At 62.3% G+C, this 22,961-nt stretch carries 25 protein-coding genes; 9 read left to right on the forward strand and 16 right to left on the reverse strand.

Annotated elements, in window-relative coordinates:
• Nucleotides 1-413: 413 nt before the first annotated feature.
• The 3 genes from G520_RS0103670 to G520_RS24785 form a co-directional block, all read right to left on the reverse strand.
• Nucleotides 414-1,454, reverse strand: coding sequence for a zinc-dependent alcohol dehydrogenase family protein (locus G520_RS0103670; RefSeq protein ID WP_028534471.1), 1,041 nt, complete (start codon nucleotides 1,452-1,454; stop codon nucleotides 414-416).
• 422 nt (nucleotides 1,455-1,876) lie between these two features.
• The gene (locus G520_RS0103675; protein WP_036665289.1) at nucleotides 1,877-3,121 is read right to left on the reverse strand and encodes an SAM-dependent methyltransferase; all 1,245 of its coding nucleotides are present in this window, start codon (nucleotides 3,119-3,121) and stop codon (nucleotides 1,877-1,879) included.
• A gap of 160 nt (nucleotides 3,122-3,281) precedes the next feature.
• Nucleotides 3,282-3,434, reverse strand: coding sequence for a hypothetical protein (locus G520_RS24785; protein ID WP_156876861.1), 153 nt, complete (start codon nucleotides 3,432-3,434; stop codon nucleotides 3,282-3,284).
• A 284-nt stretch (nucleotides 3,435-3,718) separates the two neighbouring features.
• Between G520_RS24785 and G520_RS0103685 the strand changes: the two genes are divergently transcribed.
• The gene (locus G520_RS0103685) at nucleotides 3,719-4,003 is read left to right on the forward strand and encodes a hypothetical protein (RefSeq protein ID WP_028534473.1); all 285 of its coding nucleotides are present in this window, start codon (nucleotides 3,719-3,721) and stop codon (nucleotides 4,001-4,003) included.
• A 14-nt stretch (nucleotides 4,004-4,017) separates the two neighbouring features.
• Here G520_RS0103685 and G520_RS0103690 read toward each other — a convergent pair whose 3' ends face one another.
• Nucleotides 4,018-4,650 (reverse strand): TetR/AcrR family transcriptional regulator, encoded by a 633-nt coding sequence (locus G520_RS0103690; protein WP_211222750.1) that lies wholly within the window; start codon nucleotides 4,648-4,650, stop codon nucleotides 4,018-4,020.
• Nucleotides 4,651-4,770: 120 nt separating this feature from the next.
• On the opposite strand from G520_RS0103690, the gene G520_RS0103695 reads away from it, so the two are divergent.
• Nucleotides 4,771-5,502 (forward strand): nitroreductase family protein, encoded by a 732-nt coding sequence (locus tag G520_RS0103695; RefSeq protein WP_028534475.1) that lies wholly within the window; start codon nucleotides 4,771-4,773, stop codon nucleotides 5,500-5,502.
• A gap of 307 nt (nucleotides 5,503-5,809) precedes the next feature.
• Here G520_RS0103695 and G520_RS0103700 read toward each other — a convergent pair whose 3' ends face one another.
• Nucleotides 5,810-6,469, reverse strand: a complete 660-nt coding sequence (locus G520_RS0103700; protein ID WP_084637449.1) for an NADPH-dependent F420 reductase — start codon at nucleotides 6,467-6,469, stop codon at nucleotides 5,810-5,812.
• 75 nt (nucleotides 6,470-6,544) lie between these two features.
• On the opposite strand from G520_RS0103700, the gene G520_RS0103705 reads away from it, so the two are divergent.
• Entirely contained in the window at nucleotides 6,545-7,438 is an 894-nt protein-coding gene (locus G520_RS0103705) for a LysR family transcriptional regulator (protein ID WP_028534477.1), read from the forward strand.
• Nucleotides 7,439-7,555: 117 nt separating this feature from the next.
• On the opposite strand, the gene G520_RS21415 is transcribed toward G520_RS0103705, so the two are convergent.
• Complete coding sequence (locus tag G520_RS21415) at nucleotides 7,556-8,161, reverse strand: alpha/beta hydrolase family protein (protein ID WP_051228965.1); 606 nt, start codon at nucleotides 8,159-8,161, stop codon at nucleotides 7,556-7,558.
• A gap of 44 nt (nucleotides 8,162-8,205) precedes the next feature.
• Between G520_RS21415 and G520_RS0103715 the strand changes: the two genes are divergently transcribed.
• Nucleotides 8,206-9,060: an MBL fold metallo-hydrolase gene (locus tag G520_RS0103715; protein ID WP_028534478.1), complete on the forward strand. Its 855-nt coding sequence runs from the start codon at nucleotides 8,206-8,208 to the stop codon at nucleotides 9,058-9,060.
• A 60-nt stretch (nucleotides 9,061-9,120) separates the two neighbouring features.
• Here G520_RS0103715 and G520_RS0103720 read toward each other — a convergent pair whose 3' ends face one another.
• The gene (locus G520_RS0103720) at nucleotides 9,121-10,128 is read right to left on the reverse strand and encodes an extracellular catalytic domain type 2 short-chain-length polyhydroxyalkanoate depolymerase (RefSeq protein ID WP_028534479.1); all 1,008 of its coding nucleotides are present in this window, start codon (nucleotides 10,126-10,128) and stop codon (nucleotides 9,121-9,123) included.
• Nucleotides 10,129-10,315: 187 nt separating this feature from the next.
• On the reverse strand, nucleotides 10,316-10,468 hold the full coding sequence (locus G520_RS24790; RefSeq protein ID WP_156876862.1) for a hypothetical protein: 153 nt from the start codon (nucleotides 10,466-10,468) through the stop codon (nucleotides 10,316-10,318).
• A gap of 274 nt (nucleotides 10,469-10,742) precedes the next feature.
• On the opposite strand from G520_RS24790, the gene G520_RS0103730 reads away from it, so the two are divergent.
• Entirely contained in the window at nucleotides 10,743-12,413 is a 1,671-nt protein-coding gene (locus G520_RS0103730) for an ABC-F family ATP-binding cassette domain-containing protein (RefSeq protein WP_028534480.1), read from the forward strand.
• Nucleotides 12,414-12,450: 37 nt separating this feature from the next.
• On the opposite strand, the gene G520_RS0103735 is transcribed toward G520_RS0103730, so the two are convergent.
• Together G520_RS0103735 and G520_RS23855 are read right to left on the reverse strand one after the other, a co-directional pair.
• Entirely contained in the window at nucleotides 12,451-13,350 is a 900-nt protein-coding gene (locus G520_RS0103735) for a DUF2145 domain-containing protein (protein ID WP_051228967.1), read from the reverse strand.
• Entirely contained in the window at nucleotides 13,347-13,787 is a 441-nt protein-coding gene (locus G520_RS23855) for a hypothetical protein (protein WP_051228969.1), read from the reverse strand. Before G520_RS23855 ends, G520_RS0103735 begins: the two co-directional genes overlap by 4 nt.
• Nucleotides 13,788-14,129: 342 nt before the next feature.
• Between G520_RS23855 and G520_RS0103745 the strand changes: the two genes are divergently transcribed.
• Nucleotides 14,130-14,327, forward strand: coding sequence for a hypothetical protein (locus G520_RS0103745; RefSeq protein WP_028534482.1), 198 nt, complete (start codon nucleotides 14,130-14,132; stop codon nucleotides 14,325-14,327).
• Nucleotides 14,328-14,555: 228 nt separating this feature from the next.
• Here G520_RS0103745 and G520_RS21425 read toward each other — a convergent pair whose 3' ends face one another.
• The gene (locus G520_RS21425) at nucleotides 14,556-15,737 is read right to left on the reverse strand and encodes an MFS transporter (protein ID WP_036665173.1); all 1,182 of its coding nucleotides are present in this window, start codon (nucleotides 15,735-15,737) and stop codon (nucleotides 14,556-14,558) included.
• Nucleotides 15,738-15,864: 127 nt separating this feature from the next.
• Between G520_RS21425 and G520_RS21430 the strand changes: the two genes are divergently transcribed.
• A complete protein-coding gene (locus G520_RS21430) occupies nucleotides 15,865-17,142 on the forward strand; it encodes an MFS transporter (protein WP_051228971.1) in 1,278 nt (425 codons plus the stop codon).
• A gap of 148 nt (nucleotides 17,143-17,290) precedes the next feature.
• A complete protein-coding gene (locus tag G520_RS24795) occupies nucleotides 17,291-17,464 on the forward strand; it encodes a hypothetical protein (protein ID WP_156876863.1) in 174 nt (57 codons plus the stop codon).
• A gap of 90 nt (nucleotides 17,465-17,554) precedes the next feature.
• Here G520_RS24795 and G520_RS21435 read toward each other — a convergent pair whose 3' ends face one another.
• From G520_RS21435 to G520_RS0103775, 3 genes are read right to left on the reverse strand one after another with little or no spacing between them, the layout of a single operon-like run.
• Nucleotides 17,555-19,396, reverse strand: a complete 1,842-nt coding sequence (locus G520_RS21435) for a pyruvate kinase (protein WP_036665306.1) — start codon at nucleotides 19,394-19,396, stop codon at nucleotides 17,555-17,557.
• A gap of 57 nt (nucleotides 19,397-19,453) precedes the next feature.
• On the reverse strand, nucleotides 19,454-20,116 hold the full coding sequence (locus tag G520_RS21440) for a hypothetical protein (protein ID WP_156876864.1): 663 nt from the start codon (nucleotides 20,114-20,116) through the stop codon (nucleotides 19,454-19,456).
• Nucleotides 20,117-20,125: 9 nt separating this feature from the next.
• Complete coding sequence (locus G520_RS0103775) at nucleotides 20,126-20,401, reverse strand: metal/formaldehyde-sensitive transcriptional repressor (protein ID WP_028534483.1); 276 nt, start codon at nucleotides 20,399-20,401, stop codon at nucleotides 20,126-20,128.
• A 75-nt stretch (nucleotides 20,402-20,476) separates the two neighbouring features.
• On the opposite strand from G520_RS0103775, the gene G520_RS0103780 reads away from it, so the two are divergent.
• The gene (locus G520_RS0103780; protein WP_028534484.1) at nucleotides 20,477-21,289 is read left to right on the forward strand and encodes a nickel/cobalt efflux transporter; all 813 of its coding nucleotides are present in this window, start codon (nucleotides 20,477-20,479) and stop codon (nucleotides 21,287-21,289) included.
• Between the two features lie 93 nt (nucleotides 21,290-21,382).
• Here the strand turns inward: G520_RS0103780 and nikR are convergent, their stop codons facing one another.
• A complete protein-coding gene (nikR, locus tag G520_RS21445; RefSeq protein WP_246542662.1) occupies nucleotides 21,383-21,832 on the reverse strand; it encodes a nickel-responsive transcriptional regulator NikR in 450 nt (149 codons plus the stop codon).
• Nucleotides 21,829-22,935 (reverse strand): threonine aldolase family protein, encoded by a 1,107-nt coding sequence (locus tag G520_RS0103790; protein WP_028534485.1) that lies wholly within the window; start codon nucleotides 22,933-22,935, stop codon nucleotides 21,829-21,831. Before G520_RS0103790 ends, nikR begins: the two co-directional genes overlap by 4 nt.
• Between the last annotated feature and the right edge of the window lie 26 nt (nucleotides 22,936-22,961).

Genomic DNA, 22,961 nt, shown 5'->3' on the forward strand with positions numbered 1-22,961 from the left:
TGGCCGGGCCTATCCCGGTACGTGTCGACGATCGCGGTGCGACTATCCCTGCACGCGCTGGAGCCACCCGCCCCTTTCCGTCGCGGAGCACGACAGAGCCTGATCGCGTCAGTCCGAGGATGATTCATGATCTTTGCTTTCTCCGCGGAGGACCGCCGACGCGGCAGCGACGGCAAGCGGTGCAAGGTGACGTTGGAGGGCAGATCGTGCAGCCTGGTGATTTTTTTCATGCCATGGAACCTGTGTGCGAATGCCGCCTGCCGGGCAGGATCAAGACTCCGTGCCGATGACAGTGACCACGATTGAGCGATTCGTCTGTACGCTAGCGAACAGTTGAAAAGGGCGTCGTCCCCCCTGTCGCAGGAGGGGTGAGCCGGGGCAAGGGCAGCCGTGTTCCGGCCGACCCTTGCGGGCTAGCAGGCTTCGATAATCACCTTGAGTGCCTTGGTGCTGGCGGCATGCCCGAAAGTCTCGTAAGCCTCCAGTATCTGGTCGAACGTGAAGCGATGCGTTATGAGCTGCTTGGCGTCGATCTTGCGCGCCCCGACGACATTGAGCAGCATCGGCGTGCTGACGGTATCGACCAGGCGGGTGGTGATGGTGATATTACGGTCCCACAGCGACTCGAGATGGAGGTCCACCTTGCTGCCATGAACCCCGATATTGGCAATGGTTCCGCCCGGACCAATGATCGCCTGGCATATGTCGAAGGTGGCGGGAATCCCGACCGCCTCGATGGCGGTGTCGACGCCGCGGCCACCGGTCAGGGCCATGACCTTCGCCAGGGTCTGGCCCTCGCCGCTGTTGACCACTGCCGTAGCGCCGAAGCGCATCGCCACTTCCAGGCGATTGTCGTCGAGATCGATCATGATGATCTCGGCCGGAGAGTAGAACTGGGCAGTCAGCAGTGTGGCAAGGCCAATGGGGCCGGCGCCGACGATCGCCACCGTGCTGCCCGGTTGAACCTTGCCGTTCAGAACGCCGCACTCGAAGCCGGTCGGCAGGATGTCGCTGAGCATGACCAGGGCGTCTTCGTCCGCCCCCTGGGGAATGGGATAGAGGCTGGTATCGGCATAGGGAATACGGACATACTCGGCTTGGGTGCCGTCTATGCTGTTACCCAGGATCCAGCCGCCGGTGGCGCAGTGCGAATACATGAGCTTGCGGCAATAGCCGCACTTGCCGCAGGCGCTGATGCATGAAATCAGGACCCGGTCTCCAACCTTGAAGGCGGCAACGGCAGGCCCGACCTGCTCGATGACGCCAACCCCCTCATGCCCCAGTATGCGGCCGGGTTGGCAGGTCGCGACATCACCCTTGAGGATGTGCAAGTCGGTGCCGCAGAGGGTTGTCTTGGTAACCTTGACGATCGCGTCCGTGGGGGCTGCGATCGTGGGTTTCGGCCGGTCCTGCACAGCTTTCTGTGCCGGGCCGAGATAGACGAGAGCTTTCATGGCGTTGATCCTTCGCGAGTGTAAGTCAAGAACGATCGGGGTCTGTCCCGGCTGCCCGCGTCTGGCGAACACCTGGCCGTTCGCGGCATCGTGTCGAACCCCGGCAGGCTGAAACAACGGGCTGGCACTGAGACAGGCAAGCTGGCGCGAGCCCATGCGCCGACCGTTAGCGCTCGCAGAATGTCATGTTCGCCAGGGCATTAGCGGATGCCGACATCGCAGGATCGAGAATAGGCACGGCATGACACCCCGTCTGTACGCCAGCGAACATCCGCGCGCCCGCTTGGTCTACGGTATGACGCTGCCCTGCTGACGGCTGGGCGCAACGCCAGGGGCGATGGCGATCGGGTTTGTTCGGCACGGGCAGGCATCGGCAGCGCCGCACTTCGAGCCCGGACCGAGCGTGAGCACGCCGACGGGCCCTATGGCGAGGGCAGCGCAGCACGCCGTGGCAACGGATACATATAGCGGCGGTTCCAGTCCAGGGTCTCGCCCGAGCAGCCGGCCTTGTGGCACAGCACCTGGTAGATTGCGACATGATCATGCTCGAAGGCGTAACTGCAGCCCGCCAGGTACACCCGCCAAATGCGAAACTGCTCCTCGTCCACGATCTGTCGAATCGCCCGGGCATTCTGCTCGTAATTCGCACTCCAGCGCTGCAAGGTGTGCGCATAATGGCGACGCAGGTTCTCCACGTCGATGGACTCCAGGCCGCCGTTTTGCATTTCTTGCAGCACCATGCCGATATGCGGCAATTCTCCATCAGGAAAGACATAGCTGCCGATGAACTTGCCGGCCCCCAAGCCGGTTTCCTCGCGTTCGGTGTCCGTCAAGGTAATACCGTGGTTCAGGCATAGCCCGTTGCGGGTCAGCAGGCTGCTGATTTTTGCAAAATAGGACGTCAGATTTGCCCGGCCGACGTGCTCGAACATGCCGACGCTGGTAATGCAGTCGAATTGCCCAAACACATCGCGATAGTCTTTGAGCTCGATGGACACCAAGGATTCGAGTCCCAGCGTGCGCACGCGCTCCCGCGCAAAATCACACTGGTTCTGCGACAAGGTGATGCCGGTCACCCGCGCGCCATAGTTCTGTGCGGCCCGAATCGCCAGCGCCCCCCAGCCGCAACCGATGTCGAGCAGGGTGTGGGCTGAACGCAGCTTGATCTTGTTCAGGATGTGGTCGAGTTTTTTGTCTTGCGCCGCGGATAGGCTTTCATCGCCGTTTTCGAAGTAAGCACAGGAATACAGCATGCTCGGATCCAGCCAGAGACGATAAAAATCATTCGAGACATCGTAGTGGTATTGAACCGCCCGCTTGTCCGATTTCCGGCTATGTCTGAGCAGGCCGCGCATCGTCCTGCCCAGAAACGAGGCTTCGCGGCTCTTGGCTTGCGCGACATGGGACAAGGCATAACTGAAGTCGATCACATCGGCGAGCCGCCCCTGGACATCGATATGGCCCTTGATATAAGCCGTGCCCAAGGAGTCGAGCGTGGGGCTGATCAGATGCGGCAGCGCCATCGGGCCGCACAGGGTAATCACGATCTTGGGCTCGGCATAGTCGCCGAGATTGAACTCCTCGCCACTCCATAGCCTGATCCGGGCGGGAAGGTTGGCCTGTTGCCGGATGGAACACACAAATTTATCGAGCGTTTTACTGAGCATGATTTTCTCTTTCATAGCAGGGCCCGCTGCAACGGCAGCGGGCTTTCTGCCTGGCGCTCCCCCGGCAGAAGACCCTGCCTTCAGCGTGAAGAGCCCACAGCAAGGCCGCGCGCCATGGAAATCCTCGATGCGCGGCAGCCGGCATGGCATGAGTTGCCGTTCAATAAGCCGATAAGCTGTAGGAGGAATAGACAGACGTAACGAGCAGCGCAAGCACGGTGACCACCAACACCTGGATCAGCACGCGATTATTCTGGTAGTACAGCAGCGCTTTCACAGCGTAGTGACGAGCCTGCAACAGCAGGGTGTTCATGGTCGGGCTCCTTGGTACGGCGATGTCGGAGCCTGGATTTTGCATGCGAGTGCAGGCGCTATCTGTGCGCTATAGAGCATAGTGGCCGACGGGGCGGCCGACGCTCGGGTCAAACCGGCCGCACGGTTCATCCCCGGTGGCATTTTTACAGATAGCGGTCGACAAACCGCCGATTGCACCAATTTCCCGGAGCATGCCAAAGGGCGGGTAATTTTCGGTCGGAACGAGCAAAGGCGGCCGCGCGGCAGCAAGGCACAAGCAGGCAGCACGAGATAATGACGCGTATGACGTTTTTCACCCTCGGCTTCCGTGAATTGACAGACTGTCTAGGCAAGAAATCGATGTCGCTCATCGACGGGTACAGGCCATCGCTGCCGGGTGCCATGATTTCAGATTGGTCCGCGTACACCGCGAGCGGCATGCAGGCAGAGCTTGAACACGCCACCAGCCCGCCGCTCGAGAAGGACGCGAGGGAATGCGCGCGGGGGACGATTGGCATCGTCCCTCTTCCGGGCTGGCTGCCGGCCCGTTGCGCCCCCGCGCGCCAGAAGCCGGGACTGCCCATCTGAACCAGATAACGCCGTTATCTTGCCAGCCGGTTTTCCTGATCCCGGCCAGGGGGCTCTTGAGCCGGGATTGCCGGGCGGCTCAGATAATTCTCGACCATGACGACCAGCTCATCCTTGAGCCGCGGCTGCTCAAGCCATTCCGGGCGCTCTGCGGCCGCATGGTGGATGAGAGCATGGATGGCAACACTCAGCAGCGTGATGCTCATCTCCGGGTCAGGGACGTTTTTCATCAACGGTTTCAATTCGGCCAGAAAACGCTGGCGCATCCCGTCGTTTTCCGTCTGCACCGAGCGCGCGGCACGTGGCAGCTCGTCCTCGATGGCCCGGTGCAAGGCGGGTGCGACCCGGTGTTCCCGGATGATCATCTCGATGAGTTGCCCGATCGCGGCCCGCAGCGAAGGCTGCTGCGGCAAGCCGGTCAGGGCCTTGCTCAACTCCGTTTGAACGGTTTCGACATGCCGGCGTTGCAGCTCCGCAATCACGGCCTCCTTGTTCGGAAAATACTGATAGAGCGAGCCTATATTCACGCCAGCGCGTTCGGCAATCGCGTTTGTCGTCAGGGACTCCCAGCCTGACTCCGTCAAAATGTAAGTCGCAGCATGAATGATGGCCTCGAAAGTCGCGCGCGAACGCGATTGAACCGGCATTTTTCTTGGCAAAGCAGGCGTTCGACGGGTGGCCACGTTGCGTCTCCGGAAAGCGAGTATCGAAAATATAAGTATTAACTTACTATTTATCGAATGAACAGCCAAGGACATTCGCAGATCATGAACAGCCAGCATCACTCCACCGGGTGGGACGCCTTCCAATCCGCCAGCCGCTTTCGTCGCGCCATCCGCAAATTCGATCCGGCCCCGATTCCGGAGGCCGATCTGCGCGCGGTCCTGGCCGAGGCGGCACTGGCCCCGTCCAGTGGCAATCTGCAGCCATATGAGCTGCACTGGGTGCGCGACCCCGCACTGAAAGCCGCCATCGCCCAGGCTTGCAACGGGCAAAACGCAGCCGCATCGGCTCAGGATCTGATCATCGTGGTGGCCAGTCCGGCGCTCGGACGGCTCACCGCCAAAGCACAGCTCGCACATGTCGAGAGCGCGGCGAACCTGGGCGAAAGCACGAAAGCCCATTACCGCAAGCAGACCGGTTTGTTTCAAAGAATTCTCGGCATCGGCTCATCCGCCTTATGGTCGCCGCTGGTCTTTCTGGCGGCGCTGCTCAACCCCGGCTTATCGTTGCTTCCGCTTGGACATGTCGGCAGCCGGAACTGGGCGGCGCGCAATGCCGTCTACGCGGCTCAGAGCATTCTGCTCGGGGCCGCAGCGAAAGGTATCGATTCGTGCCCGATGGAAGGATTCTCTGCCACGAAGCTGGCCAGACTGCTGGGCCTGCCGAGAGGCAGTGTGATCGTGGTCGTGATCGCTCTCGGTTACCGTGCCGATGACGCAAGGATAGAAGACCGGTGGCGCCGCCCGCTCGACGAAATCGTGGTGCTACATCGATAGTCTGGAGGCTGACGCACAGGGGCTGGCGACGGGCCGTGCCGGCCATCAAGGGCTCGCCGCGGCGCAGAGCGGGCCTGCCCATGTTCAGACGCCGCAGCAGCGCGCCATCCACGCCCTGCCAGCCGCCGCCCTGCGCCCAGTCGCTGTAGCAGACGGATGGAAGCGGGATCGTCCGGGCTGAGGGTCGCGAGTGCCGGCGAGATCGTTTCGTCTTGCGCAGCAACGGCATCGGGAGACAAAAAAGCGCAGCCCCGGATGACAAAGGCTGAGTCCGTACGGGATGGCAGCCTTTGTCATGGCGGCTCGCCTACTTTGGCACAGACGCAGCCGCCAGCGCGGCAGTCAGAGCCTCCCGGTTCAGCGGCTTGCAATACGCCGGAGTGCCACGCTCAAAGCGTGCGCCTTCGCTCAGTGCCCCGGCATCCACCACATCAAATCCGAATTGCTCATAAAGCGCAGCAACGCTGATCTTGTCGCTCTCCCGATCTCCGGCAACAGGCAGCGCGCGGCGCTCGGGCCTGCCTGCAGGCAAGCCATCGCTTTCCAGCTCATTCATGGGGATGGCGTTGAAGGCTTTTACGATGTGCGATTGGGCAAAATGCAGGGCAATCAGCCCGCTTGAGGTCTGTTTTTGCTGATCCAGTTCCGGTATGCGACCATCCCGCTCCGGATAGTAGTTGCACGCATCCACCACCAGCTTACCGGCTAGCAGCGAGGACGGGAGAGCATCGTACGCATACAGGGGAATGGCCAGCACCACCATGTCGCCAAAATGGGCCGCCTCCTCGACGGTACCCAGTGCGCACCCTGTTGCATGAGGAAGGCTGAACATGGACTTCGGTCCACGGGAGTTGCTGAGCATCACGTCATGACCGGCCTTTACCGCCAGTTTTGCCATGGCACGGCCGACAACACCGGCACCAATGATTCCGATCTTCATGTTGTTTACTCCAGATGAAAGTGACATTTGGAGTGTACTTTCCCAACCACTGACAATAAATCGTTGTTATATTGGCTTACAAACAACCATAAAGAGCGAATCATGGACAAGCTGACCAGCATGAGTGTCTTCGCCAGATCGGCAGAGCTGGGGTCTTTCGCCGCAGCGGCCCAGGCGCTAGGCATGTCTGCGCAGATGGTGGCCAAACATGTCGCCTCGCTGGAGGCCTCCCTGGGTGTCACCCTGCTCAACCGGACGACCCGGCGGCAGCACCTTACCGATATTGGCCGGGCCTATTACGACCGCTGCAAACTGGTGCTGGCCGAAGTGGATGGCGCAGATTCATTGGCTCAGCAAATGCTTTCCCAGCCACAAGGCGTGTTACGGGTAAGCGCTCCGGTGACATTCGGTGTCTTCAGCCTGACCCCCTTCGTCACACGCTATCTGGCCCGCTACCCGGAGGTGAAACTGGACCTGTCCTTGAGCGACCGTTTTGTCGACCCGGTTGAGGAAGGGTTCGAAATCCTGATACGCATCGGGGAGCTGGAAGATTCGTCGCTGATCGCCCGGCCTTTGGCCCCGTACAAGCTGCTTGTCTGTGCGTCGCCTTCCTACCTGGCTGAACGCGGAATACCGGAAACGCCGGAGGACCTGTCCTTGCATGACTGTCTTGCCTATTCGCACTGGTCATCGACAATGCCCTGTCGCTGGGTATTCAGACAAAACGGTATCGCTCAGGAAATTCAGGTGAGTGGTCGCTTGCGCAGCGATAACTGGAAAGCATTACTGCACGCAGCGACGGAAGGATTCGGTATTACCATGGGGCCCGCAGATGTGCTGGCTGCAGAAATACAGGCAGGGAGACTGGTCCGCATCCTTCCAGACCATGAAGGGCCATCCCGCCCCATGCATGTGCTATACCCGTCCAATCGAAGGCCTACTGCCAAAATACGCAGCTTCATCGATGCCCTGATCGCGGAGTTTGGCGCCAAATGACGATAGAGATGGGCACGAGACGGCACAAAGCGCTTCTGGAGGTTCAGTCCACCGGCTCTGTCGCTTCCTGTCGACCGGGCATGGAAGCAAGCCCGGTACCGCCCCTCCACGACACTGTCACATGAGATATTTACGAAAGAAGCGAAGCACTCTCGCATTCATGTCCAGATGAAAAGCGCTCCGGTCGAAACCGGGATCATCCACGCAAATTGCCGGCAGTTTCTTCGCCAAGTCGGCCGGACACGGTGCCAGAAACGCAAAATGCCGCGCTTTCGCAACCACATTGAACTCGACGAGAGACGGCAAGGTCCGGGCAATAGCCGCAACATTCTCTGGCGAAACGCCATCGCCGCCATATTGCGAGCCCCATAGCTGGACAGGGATCTTCACCCCTCCCAGACTGTCGGCGGTAAAGAAACGGCTGAGCGGGTCTGCTATCGCGGCCGCCTTGATACGCGCGTCATGGACAAGCTGCCAGCGCTCTCCGTGACGAGCTTGCAAGCAGGCGGGGTTGCCATTGTCCGGACATGGCGGCATCGCGTTTCCAAAGACGGGATCGGCCCCGATTGAAACGAGCCCCGTATACCCTCCTCGCGAGAAGCCGAATAACCCGACTCGGCCGGCATCCAGCCGCGAGGCATCCGGCCACGCGCCCGGCATGACGTCGATGACGCGCCGGATGCGCACGGTGGCGTGCACGGCAGGCGGTTCCCGAACAACCATACACCTGCTACTTTCAACACATCCTGCCTTCGGAAGTCCTTGCCATGAAACTGACCGTACTCGTCGACAACACGACGATCATCGATAACTACCTGCTTGGCGAACCCGGTGTCTGCTATCTGATCGAGAGCGACGGCGTCAATCTGCTGTTCGATACCGGCTATTCGGATGTTTTCATCAAAAACGCCGGGACGCTGGGTATCGACCTGCACGAACTGGATGCCGTGGTCCTGTCCCACGGACACAACGATCACACCTGGGGCCTTGCCCATCTGGCCCGCTTTTACGACCGTACGCACGCTCCGCGGTCTGACAGGATCAAGCTGATAGCGCACCCGGACGCCTTTCTGCCGAAACGGGACGGAAAGCTCTCCATTGGCGCCGACATTCCAGCCGACGGTCATGCCCGCTGGATGGATAGAATCGAATGCACACAGCCGTATCGCATCAGCGAGGAGCTGATTTTTCTCGGCAGCATCCCGAGGGAAAACGGCTTCGAAGGGCTGAAACCGATAGGCAGCACCCTTGATTCCCAAGGCCATGCCATCGACGATTTCGTTCGTGACGACAGTGCCCTCGTATGCACGACACCGCACGGCTTGGTCGTGGTCACGGGCTGTTCCCATTCGGGCATCTGCAACATCATCGACTACGCAATGAAAGTCACCGGCGAGGCGCGCATCGCAGCCGTCATTGGAGGTTTTCACCTGCAAAACAGCGAACCCGGCGTGCTGCAGCGCACGCGCGAATACTTCGAACACTTGCAGGCCGGTACGCTTTACCCCTGCCATTGCACGGACCTGCGGGCCAAGATAGAACTGGACCGGGTCAGCCGGATAGGAGAAGTCGGCACCGGTCTGGTTCTGGATTTCGACCCGGCACGAGCAGGCGCCTGCTGAAACGCAGGCGCTCCCGGACATGGCCCGTCTCCGAAGCCCCGCAGAGACTGGCTCCAGGTCTTATTTCGTCGTCAACCTGTCCACCATGGCCTTGATCGCTTTCATCTGCACCCCGTCATGGGTCGCATAGGCGGGGCCGGTGTAGGCAAACCAGTCCCAGCAGCCTTGCGGGTTCAGCGGTATGGTACTGGCATCCACCTGCGGGTAAAGCACCACGATCTTGTTGCTGTCCGCCCAGCGGTTATAGCCGGCCTTGGCATAGACATCGTCGCCGACCTTGGCTGCCGATTGCTGACACCCATGCAGCGCCACATGGACTTTGCAGCCGCCGCCGCGGCAACTGGCGGGGACGTAGACAAAGGCCTGCGCCGCCATGCCGGTGCCAGCGGCGGCGAACTCACGCTGATCGAAGGCCACGATCTGCCCCGAAGGGGCCGCTGCGGGCGGATTGAGCTTGCCGTAGATCTGCTGCAGCATGGCTCCGGCCTGGTCATAGCCGCTGCCGCTCACGCTGCAATGGCTGACATAGGGCGCCGCATTATCGGAGCAGGCATTGCCAAAATCCGGGGTGATGAAAGCATGGCCGGCGGCCACAGTATTGACATATTGCACATTATTGGCAGCGACGCCGGCCTGTTTGTAGAAGGACACCGTGGCGTCGACCGCTTTCTGATGAACGACCGTGTCGCGGGTACCGCTGAATACGTAGATGCGGTGGGTCTGCAAGTGGCTCAGAGGATCGATCTGTCCGGCAGCGGCAAAACGGCGCGCCGCGCCGAGCATCAAGGACGCATTCGGCGCAATGCCGGGCACCTGCCCCATGCAGATACCGGCATTGAGCATCTGCCCGCCGGCACAGTAGTAGGGACCGCCCGCCACGATGCCGGCACCGACGACCGAGGCCGAGTAGGCGACTTCGTATTGCACGGCCATGAAGGCTCCGGAGGACAAGCCGGAAACCGAGGTCTGCGTCGGGTCGGCCTGCAAGGCCGGCAGCGGCACGGCGGCGACGGCGGCCTGGGCGAGCAGACCGGCAATGAGGGGGACGATACGGGAAGCCAAGTTCATGACGACACCTCCGGTGAGAAAGGGGGACAGGCATGGCGGGTAAGCCGCGTACGGGTCGCGGCGGTCAGCACACGTGATATATTCTAGGCAAACATTAATTCAAATGGCATTGTGCAGTGCAAAGCTTAGCGTGTAATCTCGCGGCGGGCGGGCCTGCCCGGCATGCCTGCCTGAGCCAGAATGCCCGTCATCGGCGATACGCGGGGCGCAAGGCGAAGGATACGAGCACCTCATGTACTCGCGCGCGGTCCTTGGTCAGCAGCATCTGCACGAGGGAGAGGCCGACACTGCTGCCGATATTGCGCAGCAAGCTGTAGATCGGCGTGCCTTCGTTGCGCAACGCCCCCGCGTTTCTGTGTTAAGCTAGCGCCCTGTTTTGACTGGCATCGTTACCCGCGGCCGGTCTGGCGAACACGGGTCAAGGGCGTACCACGAAGCGCAACGGACGGTCGGCAGGACGACCGCCCACCAGATTGTCAAAATAAAGCCACGCCGCGCGCGGCTTTATCGTTTTCCGGCCACCACCCCACCTGGTTCGCGACATCCGCCGCCCTCGCGCACGGGGCCAGGCACGCTCGCATTTCCATTTACGACGTATTCGCACGGCACTATCAATGATCATTCTCAAAAACGTGGCCTTGCGTCGCGGTAGTAAAGTCTTGCTCGACAACGCGTCGGTCACGCTGAATCCGGGCGAAAAGGTCGGCCTGGTCGGGCGCAATGGTGCCGGCAAGTCCTCGCTGTTCGCCGTACTCAACGGCAGCCTGCACGAAGATGGCGGCGATGTCTCTATCCCCGCGCAATGGCGGATGGCGCAAGTGGCGCAGGACATGCCCGAGACCGGGGAAAGCGCGACTGAATTCGTGATCGAAGGCGACACCGTTCTGCTGGCGGCCCAGGCCGAAGTCGCCGCCGCCGAAGCAGGAGACGATGGCATGCGCATGGCGCATGCCTACACCGCCCTGAGCGATGCCGGCGCCTACGATGCACCGGCCCGTGCCCAGGCACTGATTCTGGGGCTGGGTTTCAGCGTGGCCGAGCTCGATCGGCCGGTCAACAGCTTCTCCGGCGGCTGGCGCATGCGCTTGCAGCTCGCCCGCGCGCTGATGTGTCCTTCCGACCTGTTGCTGCTCGACGAACCGACCAACCACCTGGACCTGGATGCACTGGTGTGGCTGGAAGCGTGGCTGAAGAACTACACCGGCACCATGGTGGTCATCAGCCATGACCGCGAATTTCTGGACGCGGTCACCGGCGTGACCTTGCATGTCGACAACGCGAAGCTGGTCCGCTACGGTGGCAACTACAGCAAGTTCGAGGACATGCGTGCCGAGCAGATGCTGCTGCAACAAGCCGCACAAGCCAAGCAGCAGGAAAAAATGGCACATCTGCAAAAATTCATCGACCGCTTCAAGGCCAAGGCAAGCAAGGCCAAGCAGGCGCAAAGCCGGGTCAAGGCGCTGGAGCGCATGGAAAAAATCGCCCCGGTACTCGCCGATGCCGATTTCCAGTTCGAGTTCAAGGAGCCGTTCAGCCTGCCCAATCCGATGCTGTCGATGTCAGAGGCGGTGTTCGGCTATCCGGCCGCCGCCGAGGCGGACGCGGATACGCCGCCGACCGTCATCGTGCGCAACGTCAATCGCTCGGTACTGGCCGGGCAACGCATCGGCATCCTCGGCGCCAACGGCCAAGGCAAATCGACGCTGGTCAAGACGGTCGCCGGAGCACTGGAGCCGATCGCGGGGGAAATCATACGCGGCAAGGGACTGACCATAGGCTACTTCTCGCAGCAGGAACTCGACGTACTGCGCCCGGCGGACAACCCGCTCGACCATATGTTCCGTCTTGCCCGCGATACGCCCGCAGCCGTGCGCCCGAGCGCGCAGGAGTGCCGCGAGCAGGGTCTGCGCAACTTCCTCGGCACCTTCAATTTCAACGGCGACATGGTCAAGCAGGCCGTCGGCAGCATGAGCGGGGGCGAAAAGGCGCGGCTGGTACTCTGCATGCTGGTCTGGCAACGTCCGAACCTGCTGCTGCTGGATGAGCCGACCAACCACCTGGATCTGGCGACGCGCGAAGCCTTGAGCGTGGCGTTGAACGAGTTCGAGGGATCGGTCATGCTGGTCAGTCACGACCGGGCGCTGCTGCGGGCCGTCTGCGATGAATTCTGGCTGGTTTCGCGCGGTGGCGTGAAAGACTTCGACGGCGATCTGGACGACTACCAGGTCTACCTGCTCGACGAAGCGCGCCGGCGGCGCGAAGAAGCGGCAGGCGGCAGGAAATAAAGCCGGCCGCGGCGGGGCGATCCGCCGCGGCCACCGCTTACGACAGCGGAATCACGCTATCACCGGGACCGGCCTGGCAACCGTCGGGGATCAGGTCCCAGCCGTGATGCACGACGATCTGCTCGCCATTCATGCACATTTCGACTCGCGTCGCCCCCGGCACCGAGGTCTGGACGAAGGCATCTTCCGATGCCGGCATGGTGACCTCGAACAAGCCCTTGCTGCGATTCTCGGGTGGATGGTCAAGGGTATGCAGCAAAGGCATCATCATCCCTCCCAGGATAATGAAGGGATTATTGACCTGGACTTGCGTCGGCTGATAATGCTGCTCCTGCAGCCAGCGCTGCGCATCCTCACGCAAGTCGCCCCCGGCAGGAAGCCACCCCTCGGCATGCGCCAGAATTTCCATAACCCACTGATTGCAGTTCTGATAACGAGTTGAAAACGCGTAGGCGTTGGCGCTGTACTCGGCGGCCAGCAGCTTCAAGGCCAGCGGTTTGTCCAGTGCGGCGCGTTCGACATCCTGCTCGAGCGGCGCCGGCAGAAACACCAGTGACACAAAAGGCAGCCGCTTGTTGTCCTGATCGATCAGAAAACCGGTCAAACCCTGATCGAACAGCATGGGCTTGTCCTGCTCGCACGAATAATACAGCTGACGCACCGACCACGGCGTGTTGCCGCTTTCTTTCAGACTGATGCCGGAATGAGAATAGCGGAGATTAAAACGATCGAGATCGATGCCGGCACGGGCGACCAGCGCCATGGAGTGACCCGACGCGTCCAGAATATGCTTGATGTTGTCGGCGAAAAGAAACAGGCGGTTTTTCTGCTCTGCCGTCAGCCGGGGTTCCTGATCGCAGAAAATGGAGTAATTGGCGGCTCGGGCCGGCGCGCAAAACGCCAGCCCGAGCAGCACGATGAACCAGAACCGCCTCATACTACCGGGCTGGGATTCAGATCTTTAAGCCAGCTGTCGTTCAGCACGACGGCAAACGCTTCTTTGTCGCCTTGGCGGGTGAAGGCCAGGCCATACGGGCGGGCATGCGCACTCACCACGCGACCGGCCGTCAGATCGGCGCGGGCGAATTCGTCCTTGTTGATGAACAGGAACAGGGCCGGCTGGTCCTTGTTCAAGGCCACCAGTTCGATGCGCTTCTGATTCGGGTGCCCGGCTGCGTCGGCGACACCGATCACCTTATAGTCGCCTTCGGCATTCTTTATCGCATTGGACGAAGACTTGCTGCTGTTGCTGATGCTGTCCGAGCTGGCCGTGATCGAATCACTGATGCTGGCCGAACTCATGGACAGGGACGATGCGTTGCAAACCGCCAGCGGCAGTGCGAAGAGAGCGGCAATAAATTTGATCTTTAGCACGAATGACTCAGCCTTCCTTAAAGTTGATCTGTTACCAGTACGCGCCACCCCGCCTTGCGGCAGGCAGTGCAGCCCGGACCCGCCTTACTATAGCTTCGGCACTCACCATGGGCTAGTCAATAATCTTATCATTATCACCACTTCGGTTGAAGTTCTTTGCTTGCGGCCGATTCCATCGTGTCGTCACGGGTGACTGCCGCGTTCAGACGGGCGCGCCTTCCGCTTACAAGAAAAATAAGCAAAAGCCCAAGGACATCCGCATTTTTGCTTGCCCTACGCCAAAAACTGTTCCAGAATCATAGTGATGCAGCAGCCTTGAACTGCATGATAAGGATCCCTGCCATGATATTGGGAGCGGTTGGCCAATTCGTATCCGACTCGGGCGGCGCCATTTTGTCCGGGACATCCTCCATGATCGGAGCGGTGGCGCATGTCGTCGAAGCCCACCCCTTGCTGGCGGCGGTGGCCACCATCGGCGCCTACGAACTGTTCGGCAACAATCCCGATCATCTCGGTCAGAACGTCGACACCAAGGCCTGACCCGGTTTCAGACCCTGCTCCGGGCAGGAAATGTCCGCCCTGTCCTCTCGCCCCATACTCCCCGACTCCCGCCCGCACCCAGCCTCCACACCACCGCCCGGCATGCACGTCATCACCCGCACTATCCTTGCGTCCGCGGGCTCATGAGCGATGTCTCCGCCAGCAGGCCTGTTTGCTTTCTGTCCCGACAACGGGTTTTTGGAAAATGCTGTGCGCTGTCTGCTGACGCTACCGGCCAGAACGGGCAAGCAGCGCCAGCAGCCCAAGCCCCCCCATGCACACCGCCGATGACAGAATCAGGACAGGCAGGCCGAAGCGATGCGCACCGACCCCGACCAGCAGGCCGGCCAGTGGCTGGGTCAGATTATTCAACAGTGTGACGACGCCGGCGGTCTTGCCGAAATCGCGCGGCGGAATCACGCGCTGCCGCAGGCTGCGCAGATAGATATTGAACATCTTGTCGAAACCGCAGATCAGCACGAAACCGGAGGCGTAGAGGCCGACGTTCTGCGTCTGCGCGGTCAGCACCGCGCCGGCCAGAATGGCGAGAAAGCCGCACAGCCCCAGTACGGCCAGCGACAAGCGTGCATGGGCGACAAAAAACAACACCGCGATAGTCGCCACCGCCCCTGCCGTCTGCAAGGCGGCGTATTCTGCGCGCGAGCCATGCAGGGCACCGGTCAGCATCGCGGCCGACGTCGCCAGCGTGATGCCGACAATCAGATTGACCCCGGCGGCCAGGGTGATGATGCGTTGCAATTCCGGCAAGCGCCAGATATGGTGCAACGCGATCCGGAATGGCTGCAGCCCCCACCCGCCGATAGACGGCGGCGGTGCGAAGCGCACCCGGCTGCGCCGCCGCCACAAAACGGTCCCCCCATCGGCGGCCAGGAACAGCACTGCCGCCGCGACCACGCCCTGCTGCCAGGTGCCGTGCGTGAGCAGCCATCCAGCCAGCAATGGGCCCGATACCATGCCCGCCTGTTCAGCAATCTGCGAATAGGCGAGCACCTTCTCGAAAGAATGGACCGAGAACAGATGCGGCAACATGACTTCGCGCGCCATGAAGCCCTGGGTGGTCAGTACACCACACACGGCTGACAGCAGCATCAGCCAGCCGATTCCGGGGGCGACGCTCCAGGCGGCCAGCACCGCCGCGCATGCCACTGCGCGCCACACCTGGCTGTACTGCAGCAGCGACAGCGGCGAATGGCGATCGCACAGGATGCCGCAGACTGGAAACGCGATAAAACGCGGCAAGGACTCGACAAAAAAGGCCATGCCGGACCAGGACGCACTGCCGGTTGTCTGATAGACGACGAGCGGCACCAGAAACAACAGCATCTGGTCGGCCAGCCGGGACAGGAACAGAGAAGCGAAGAAGGCCGAGGATTCGAGACGGAAGACCATCAGTCGCGCCCTCTTCGTGCCCGCCTTGCGTCGGCGCACGCGCCGAACGGCAAGGCAATCTCATGGCGCCGTGCGTGTGCATGCTTTACTATCTTCATGATCCCCTATTCGTGTTCAGGATTGTTCAATGCAGTCAGCATTACCGCCGCAGCCCCCCGCCGATGGAACCGAAGGGCGCCCGGCGCCCGCAGCGGTCAAACTCAAAGCCGGTTCCGCCGCCTACCGTGCAACGGCGCGCGCCATGTTCGCCGGCGGTTTTTCTACCTTCGCCCTGCTTTACTGCACCCAACCCCTGATGCCGCTGTTTTCGCGCGACTTCAACCTCTCGCCTGCCGCGGCCAGCGGCGCGGTGTCGACGGCGACTACAGGGCTTGCGCTGAGTCTGATCCCGGCCAGTCTGCTGGCCGACAAAATCGGGCGCAAACCGGTCATGAACGGCGCGCTGTCGCTGGCCGCGCTTCTGATGGTGGCCGCCTCCTTCGCCACTAGTTTCCAGCAATTCCTGGTTTTGCGCACCCTGTTCGGCATCGTACTGGCCGGCCTGCCGGCGGTGGCGATGGCTTATCTGAGCGAAGAGATCGACCCCCTGTCGCTCGGACGCTCGATGGGACTGTATATCGCAGGCAATGCACTGGGCGGCATGTGCGGCCGCTTTCTGTCCGCCCTGATCGCTGATGGCTTTGGCTGGCGCCCTGCGATCCTGACCCTGGGCCTGCTCGGCGCAGCCGGAGCCTGGGAATTTCGCCGCAGCTTGCCCCCATCGCGTCATTTCAAACCGATCCGGCTCAACCTGCCCGGCCTGCGCCGCGATATAGCCAGCCATTTCAGCGACGACGGCCTGCCCTTGCTGTTTTTATGCGGCTTCCTGCTGATGGGCGCTTTCGTCAGCCTTTACAACTACCTGGGCTACCGCCTGATGGCCGCGCCCTACAATCTGCGCCCCGGCGCGCTGGGGCTGGTCTTTTCGCTCTATGTGGTCGGCATGTGGTCCTCGGCCTGGGTCGGACGCATGGCCGACCGCTTCGGACGGCGCAATATGTTGTGGATCATGGTTGCATTGATGGGCGTCGGCCTGAGCATCACCCTGTTCGCCTCGCTACTGCTGATGATGCTCGGTATCGCGCTGTTCACCTTCGGGTTTTTCGGCGGGCACTCGGTGGCCAGCAGCTGGATAGGTCGGCGCGCATTACGCGCGCGCGCGCTGGCCTCGGCGTTTTATCTGACCGCCTACTACCTGGGGTCCAGCCTGCTCGGCACGTTCTCGGGGCTGATGTGGCGCTATGGTGGCTGGAACGGTGTCGCGGCCATTCTCGGCTTCGCACTGGCCATTCTGCTGTGGCTTGCGTTACGCTTGCGCACTTTGCTGCCGCTGGCATCGGTGCCCGGCCCCGCCGCCAGGCCTTGAACAGCCAGCAAACCAGGGCACCTGGCGCCGGGACAGCCGCGACGGCAATATTCACCGTTATTGAGTCAAATCAAGAACTTGTTCTGCACAAGAACTAGAATTCGTCTCGTGGTGCACTGCAACATTTTCATTGAGGACTCTTAATACTATGCAAAATGCTCAAATTAGCTTTCATCTGGTAAAGCGCAACGAATTCTTCCGCCGCCCCGGCTGTACGACTTGGCTGCGCAAGCTCTCGTCCCACTCTGCCGAAGCACTGATCGGTGGTACCGCCCAAATCTTCTTCATTCGCGCCGACGAATGCGTATTGATCGAAGATTAAGCGCCCCCACCCCGCCGCGCGCACCACGCGCGAGGCACACAACAGAAAGCCCTTACAAACCCATTATTTGCAAGGGCTTTTCTTTTCGGTCTACCCCCGGGTCGCCGACACCCCGAGCCGGCGCAGCATGCTCGACTTTTTATCGTGGTGCGCTTCGGTTCGCGCGAGCACCCCGCTCAAGAAGCGCACCGCCCGGTCGATATACGGCCCCTTGTTCAGCATCACACACTCGGCCTGCCCGCCCATCGCCGCGTCGGTAATTTCTGCACGCGATGGCGCTCCGGTCTTGGCCAGGGTTTCCAGCACCTGCGTAGCCCAGATCACCGGGATATGCGCCGCTTCGCACAGCCAGAGAATTTCTTCTTGCACCTCGGCCAGGCGTTCAAAGCCCAGCTCGACGCCCAGGTCGCCACGCGCCACCATCACGGCGACCCGCGGGTGACACAGCACGGCAAGCAGGAGTTCCGGCAAATTCTCGAAAGCTTGCCGCGTTTCGATCTTGAGTATGATACCGACCCGGGTCGCCGCCTGTCGCTCGAGCGCCGCGCGTAAATGATGCACGTCGCGCGCCGTCTGCACAAAAGACAGCGCGACCAGATCGACACGCCCGGCAACCTGCTCCAGCGCGGCGAGATCGGCGGCAGTCAGGGCGGGCAGGCGCAGCGCGCTGCCGGGAAGATTGATCCCCTTGCCTCCCCCCAGATGCGCATGCCCGCCGGCGATATGATCGACCCTCACCCGCAGACGATCCGGGGCGACATCGAGCACGGTGGCGCCGATTTTGCCATCATCGAAGTACACGCGCGCGCCGACCGCCGCTTGGGCAAACAACTCGGTCAGCCCGCACGAAACGCAGGCCGGCGTCGGTGTCCCGCCATCGCCCGCGTCCAGCGCAGGACGCGCCGGCATTTCGCCGGGCACGATATCGAGCAAATCGCCGGGATGCAGCAGCAGCGAGCACTCGACCGCCGGCAAGCCGGCTACCTTCGCGGCGGCGACGACTTCGCCCGCACGCATCAAGGTCAGCGTCAACCCGGCCGCCAGATGGACCGAGGCACGGGCGTGACACAGACATGCCCCGCTCTCGACATCGACCACGCTCAACTCGCGCGCCTTGCCGCGAAAATCGATGAGCCGGATCCGGTCGCCGACCCGGGCCGGCAAGGGGCACGACAAGGGCACGTCCCGTGCCACGGCCTCGCCCTCCCACACCAGCCGCACGGCGGCGGCTTGCAATACGCGCCGCCGGGCATCGCGCAAGGGTTTGAACCTGACCACGCCTTCGCGCTTCGCAGCCGGGCCGGTACGCAACTTCGGACCGGCCAGATCAAAGGACAGCAAGCAGCTTCCGTCAGGGTCGAGGCTGCGCAGCCGCTCGGCCATACGCTGCCATGCCTGGGGCGTATCATGCGCGCCATTGATACGCAGAATATTCATTCCACTGGCCAGCAGACGCGGCAACAGATCGCCCTCGTCGGCGAGTTGCGATGGCGCCGTCACCATGATGCGCGTCCGGCGCCCGGCAGGGGGTGCGCCGAGCACCGAGGCCGCATGAAGACTCAAGAGTTCGCCGCCACGCTCGAAATCGAGCGGGTCGCGCGGCAAGCGGCAACGCGATAGCGGCTGCCGGGCCATACGGCACAGGGCCTGCAGCACGCTGACCAGCGTGGCCTGAACATGCGCTTCGATACGACCGAGCGAGCTGAGCCCGAGCCGGGCCAGGCGGTGCTGCGTGGAGCGCAGATCGATGCGTCGCATGGCCAGATAATGCAGAAGATTGCGCGCGCTCTCGTACTGCGAGGGGTGAACCGCGTCCAGTTCACGTTGAAATTCGCTCTCGATGGCCTCGCTCGCCGCCACCAGGCGCTCGAGTTCAGCAATCAGCTCGAGAAATTCTGCGTTTCCGGCGCGGGTTGACCGATGTGCGTTCATGGCAGCGACGACCCTGTTCATGGCAGGCATCAATTATGACACTGCAATGCCGTAATTTCATCGCGCGTCTACACCGGCCGGCACCGCCGCAGCCGGCGCAAACTCGACCGGGTGAGAGAAGAAACGAACTTCATGCCGGCGCCAGGCGGCCGGATGCCAGAGAAACCCTTGCGCCAGCGCGACGCGGCGGTAATTATTCCTGCCGGCCTGGATCACGTCGGGGCCAACGCGAGCGACACGGGTGTCGTCCAGCTCGGCGGGACGCACGATGGCGATATGTCCGGGGTGATCGTTGTGGTGGTTACGGTACACCGCCACCACCAGGCTCCCGAGGTTGGCCGCCTCCTGCGCGGCCAGTGCGCCATCGACCTCTCGCCACCCGGCTGCGCGGCCGGCGTCGCCGCCGAGCCAATCGTACTGGGCATTGGCCAGCAGCACCGCGCTATGCGCGGGCGGGCGCAACAGATACACCCCCAGCCGCTGCGCGGCAGCGGCAGCGAAGGCACTGCAATGGGTCCCCCCCGGGCGATGGCTTGGGCCTAGCGCGACGCCGGTGGCCCAATTTACCCGACTGCCGGCCTGCCAGAGGGTATCGAGGTCAAAGCCATCGAGAATCCGATCCAGTTCGTGTCCTTGCGGCGTCACGGCCGGCAGCGGTGCCGCTGGCGCCGCACTCGCCACCCCCAGCCATGAACAGACCCCTATCAGGGCGAGTCGCATGCCGTCCCCTTATTTGAGATATGAGCGCAACACGCGCAGAACCGGCTCAAGGTCGTGCCCGCGCTGCTCCGGGTCGATGGCTTCCGGGCCGAGATGGTCACGCAGATGCCCCTCCAGCACTTCATTCATCAGCCCGCTGACCGCCCCGCGTATCGCGGCGATCTGCTGCAAAATCGCTCCACACTCGCCGCCGGTCTCCAGCACGCGCTCCAGGGCATCGGCCTGCCCCTTGATGCGCCGAACGCGCGTGAGCAACGCTTTTTTCCCTTTTACGGTATGCGTCATACTATCCCCCAGTACATTGCTATATACTAGGGGCCAGTATACATTATTCGCGAAGACCATTGCGGAACGACAATCATGCCACCTATCGCCGAGATCATTCAGCAAGGCGCCGGCAACGCCTGGCTATTCATTCCGTCCGCCATTCTATTGGGTGCCCTGCACGGGCTGGAACCCGGCCACTCCAAGACCATGATGGCCTCGTTCATCATCGCCATCCGCGGGACGATAGGGCAAGCCGTCGTCCTCGGTTTGTGCGCAGCCCTGTCGCACTCACTGATCGTATGGGTGCTGGCGATGGCCGCGCTGCGCTTCGGCAATCATCTGATTGCGCAGCAGGCCGAACCCTATTTCATGCTGGTTTCGGCCAGCATCGTCATCATCGTCGCCAGCTGGATGTGGCTGCGCACCTGGCGCGATAACCGCGCGTTCGCTCGCCACGCCCTGTCGCGCGAGCATGCCCACGCGCCCGGTCACGCACATGACCACGACCACGACCATCATGGCGGCGAATATCAGGATGCCCATGAACGCGCGCATGCCGCCGAACTCGCGAAACGCTTCGATGGCCGGCCTGTCGGCACCGGACAGATCGCTCTGTTCGGTTTGAGCGGCGGCCTGATGCCGTGCCCGGCATCGGTTACCATTTTGCTGATCTGTCTGCAGCTGAAACAGTTCTCCCTTGGCGTCGCCATGGTGGCCTCGTTCAGTTTCGGCCTGGCCTGCTCGCTGGTCGCCGTCGGCGTCATTGCGGCCTGGGGAGCACGCCATTTGCACAAGCGCTTCGGCTCATTGAGCCTGCTCGCGCGCAAGATGCCCTATTTCTCCAGTGCACTGATGATGCTGGTCGGAGGGGGGATGGGCGTGCAGGGTCTGATCCAGATCGTTTAGTCCCAAGCTTGTCGCCAGGGCCGGAGCCGTCCGGTGCGGATGCCGATCGCGCGCCAGACGGGGAGGCAGCGCACCCGGGCACAGAAGCCGCCTTCAGGAGCGCAGGCGGCGGTAAGCGCCGACGGCGGGCGGCTGCCCGGCCGCCAGCGGCACGAGATGGATATGCCCGTGCCGGACGCCGGTCTGGGCGACCACTTCCTGCGCAAAGCGCTCGACCTCGGCGCTCGATCCGCGCAGGATGGCCGTCTCGATGCAATCCTCGTGGCTGAGGTGGGCATGCATCGTCGCCACGGTCATGTCGTGGTGATCGTGCTGCAGATCGGTCAGCCGCGACGACAACTGGCGCTCGTGATGATCGTAGATATAGCTGAGCACCGCCACGCAGGGCTGCCCCGCCGCCACGGTCAGCTCCATTTCGCCGAGTTCGCGCCGCAGCATGTCGCGAATCGCCTCCGAACGGTTGGCATAGCCCTTGCGCACCATCAGCGACTCGAAGGCCGCAGCCAGCTCATCGTCCATCGATATGGTCAGTCGTTGCATCATTCCCCCTCTTGCTTGCGCGCCAGTTCGAGCAAGCGCACATACCACGGAAGCACTTGCGCATCGTCGAGCCCCAGCAGGGTGTCGCCGACATACAGTTCGCTGACGCTCCAACCCGGCACGTCAGCCTCGCGCACCCCGCCAAGCAGCCAGCACCCCTCGGCTTCGGCCAGGCGGTCGCGCGCCCGTCGCACCCGTTCGGCTGGCGCATCGAAGTACAGGTGCAGCATATTGACTTGCGGGCGCGCGGGATTGACACGCACCCCGGGGATAGACGCCAGCCCCTGCGCCAAGCTCAGCGTGCGCCGGTAGCACGCATCCATCAAGCCCAGCCGCTCGTCGAAACGCATCGCCGCCGAGACCACCATCGGACTCTGCCGCACCAGCACCCCACCCATTCGCCGCTGCCACACGCGCGCCTGCGCGATGAACGCCTGGTCGCCGGCCAGCACCGCCCCGGCGATGCCACCCAGGCCTTTGTAAACCGAGACATAGACCGAGGCAAAACCGTGCGCGATTTCCGCATGGCTGCGGCCGTAGAAAGCACGGCATTCCCACAAACGCGCCCCATCCATATGCAGCGGCAATCCGCGCGCGCGCGCCGCATCCTGCAACGCCAGCAGCGCATCCCACTCCGGCAATTGTCCGCCGGCCTCGCGCAACGGCAGTTCAACTTGCAAGCACGCCAGAGGCTGCCGAAGCGCGGCCAGGTCGTCCGCACGCAATGGGCGCAAGCGATCGCCGAGCGCAACCGCGTGCAGACCGAACAGAGCCTGGTAGGCCTGCTCCTCATGCAGCAGCAGATGCGATGTCGGATGCAGGCCGATGCGCTCCACGCCTTGCGCCTCGCTCCAGATCCTCATGGCGATCAACTGCGCCATCGTACCGCTGGGCATGAAGACCGCAGCGGGTTTGCCAAGCACGGAGGCCACCCGCGCCTCGAAGCCGGACAGCAGATCGCCGTCGCCATAGAGATCGTGCTCGACGGCATGCGCCTCGCACCAGTCGGCCATGGCGCGAAACTCGGCGGCAGGCGTTGGCACATGAAAGCCGTGCAGAATGAGCGAGCAGCCCTGTCGCAGGCGGTCGGAGTCGGAAACGGTCATGACATTCTCTCGTATGACAGAAAGGG

The organism is Paludibacterium yongneupense DSM 18731 (assembly GCF_000422925.1).
GTDB lineage: Bacteria > Pseudomonadota > Gammaproteobacteria > Burkholderiales > Chromobacteriaceae > Paludibacterium > Paludibacterium yongneupense.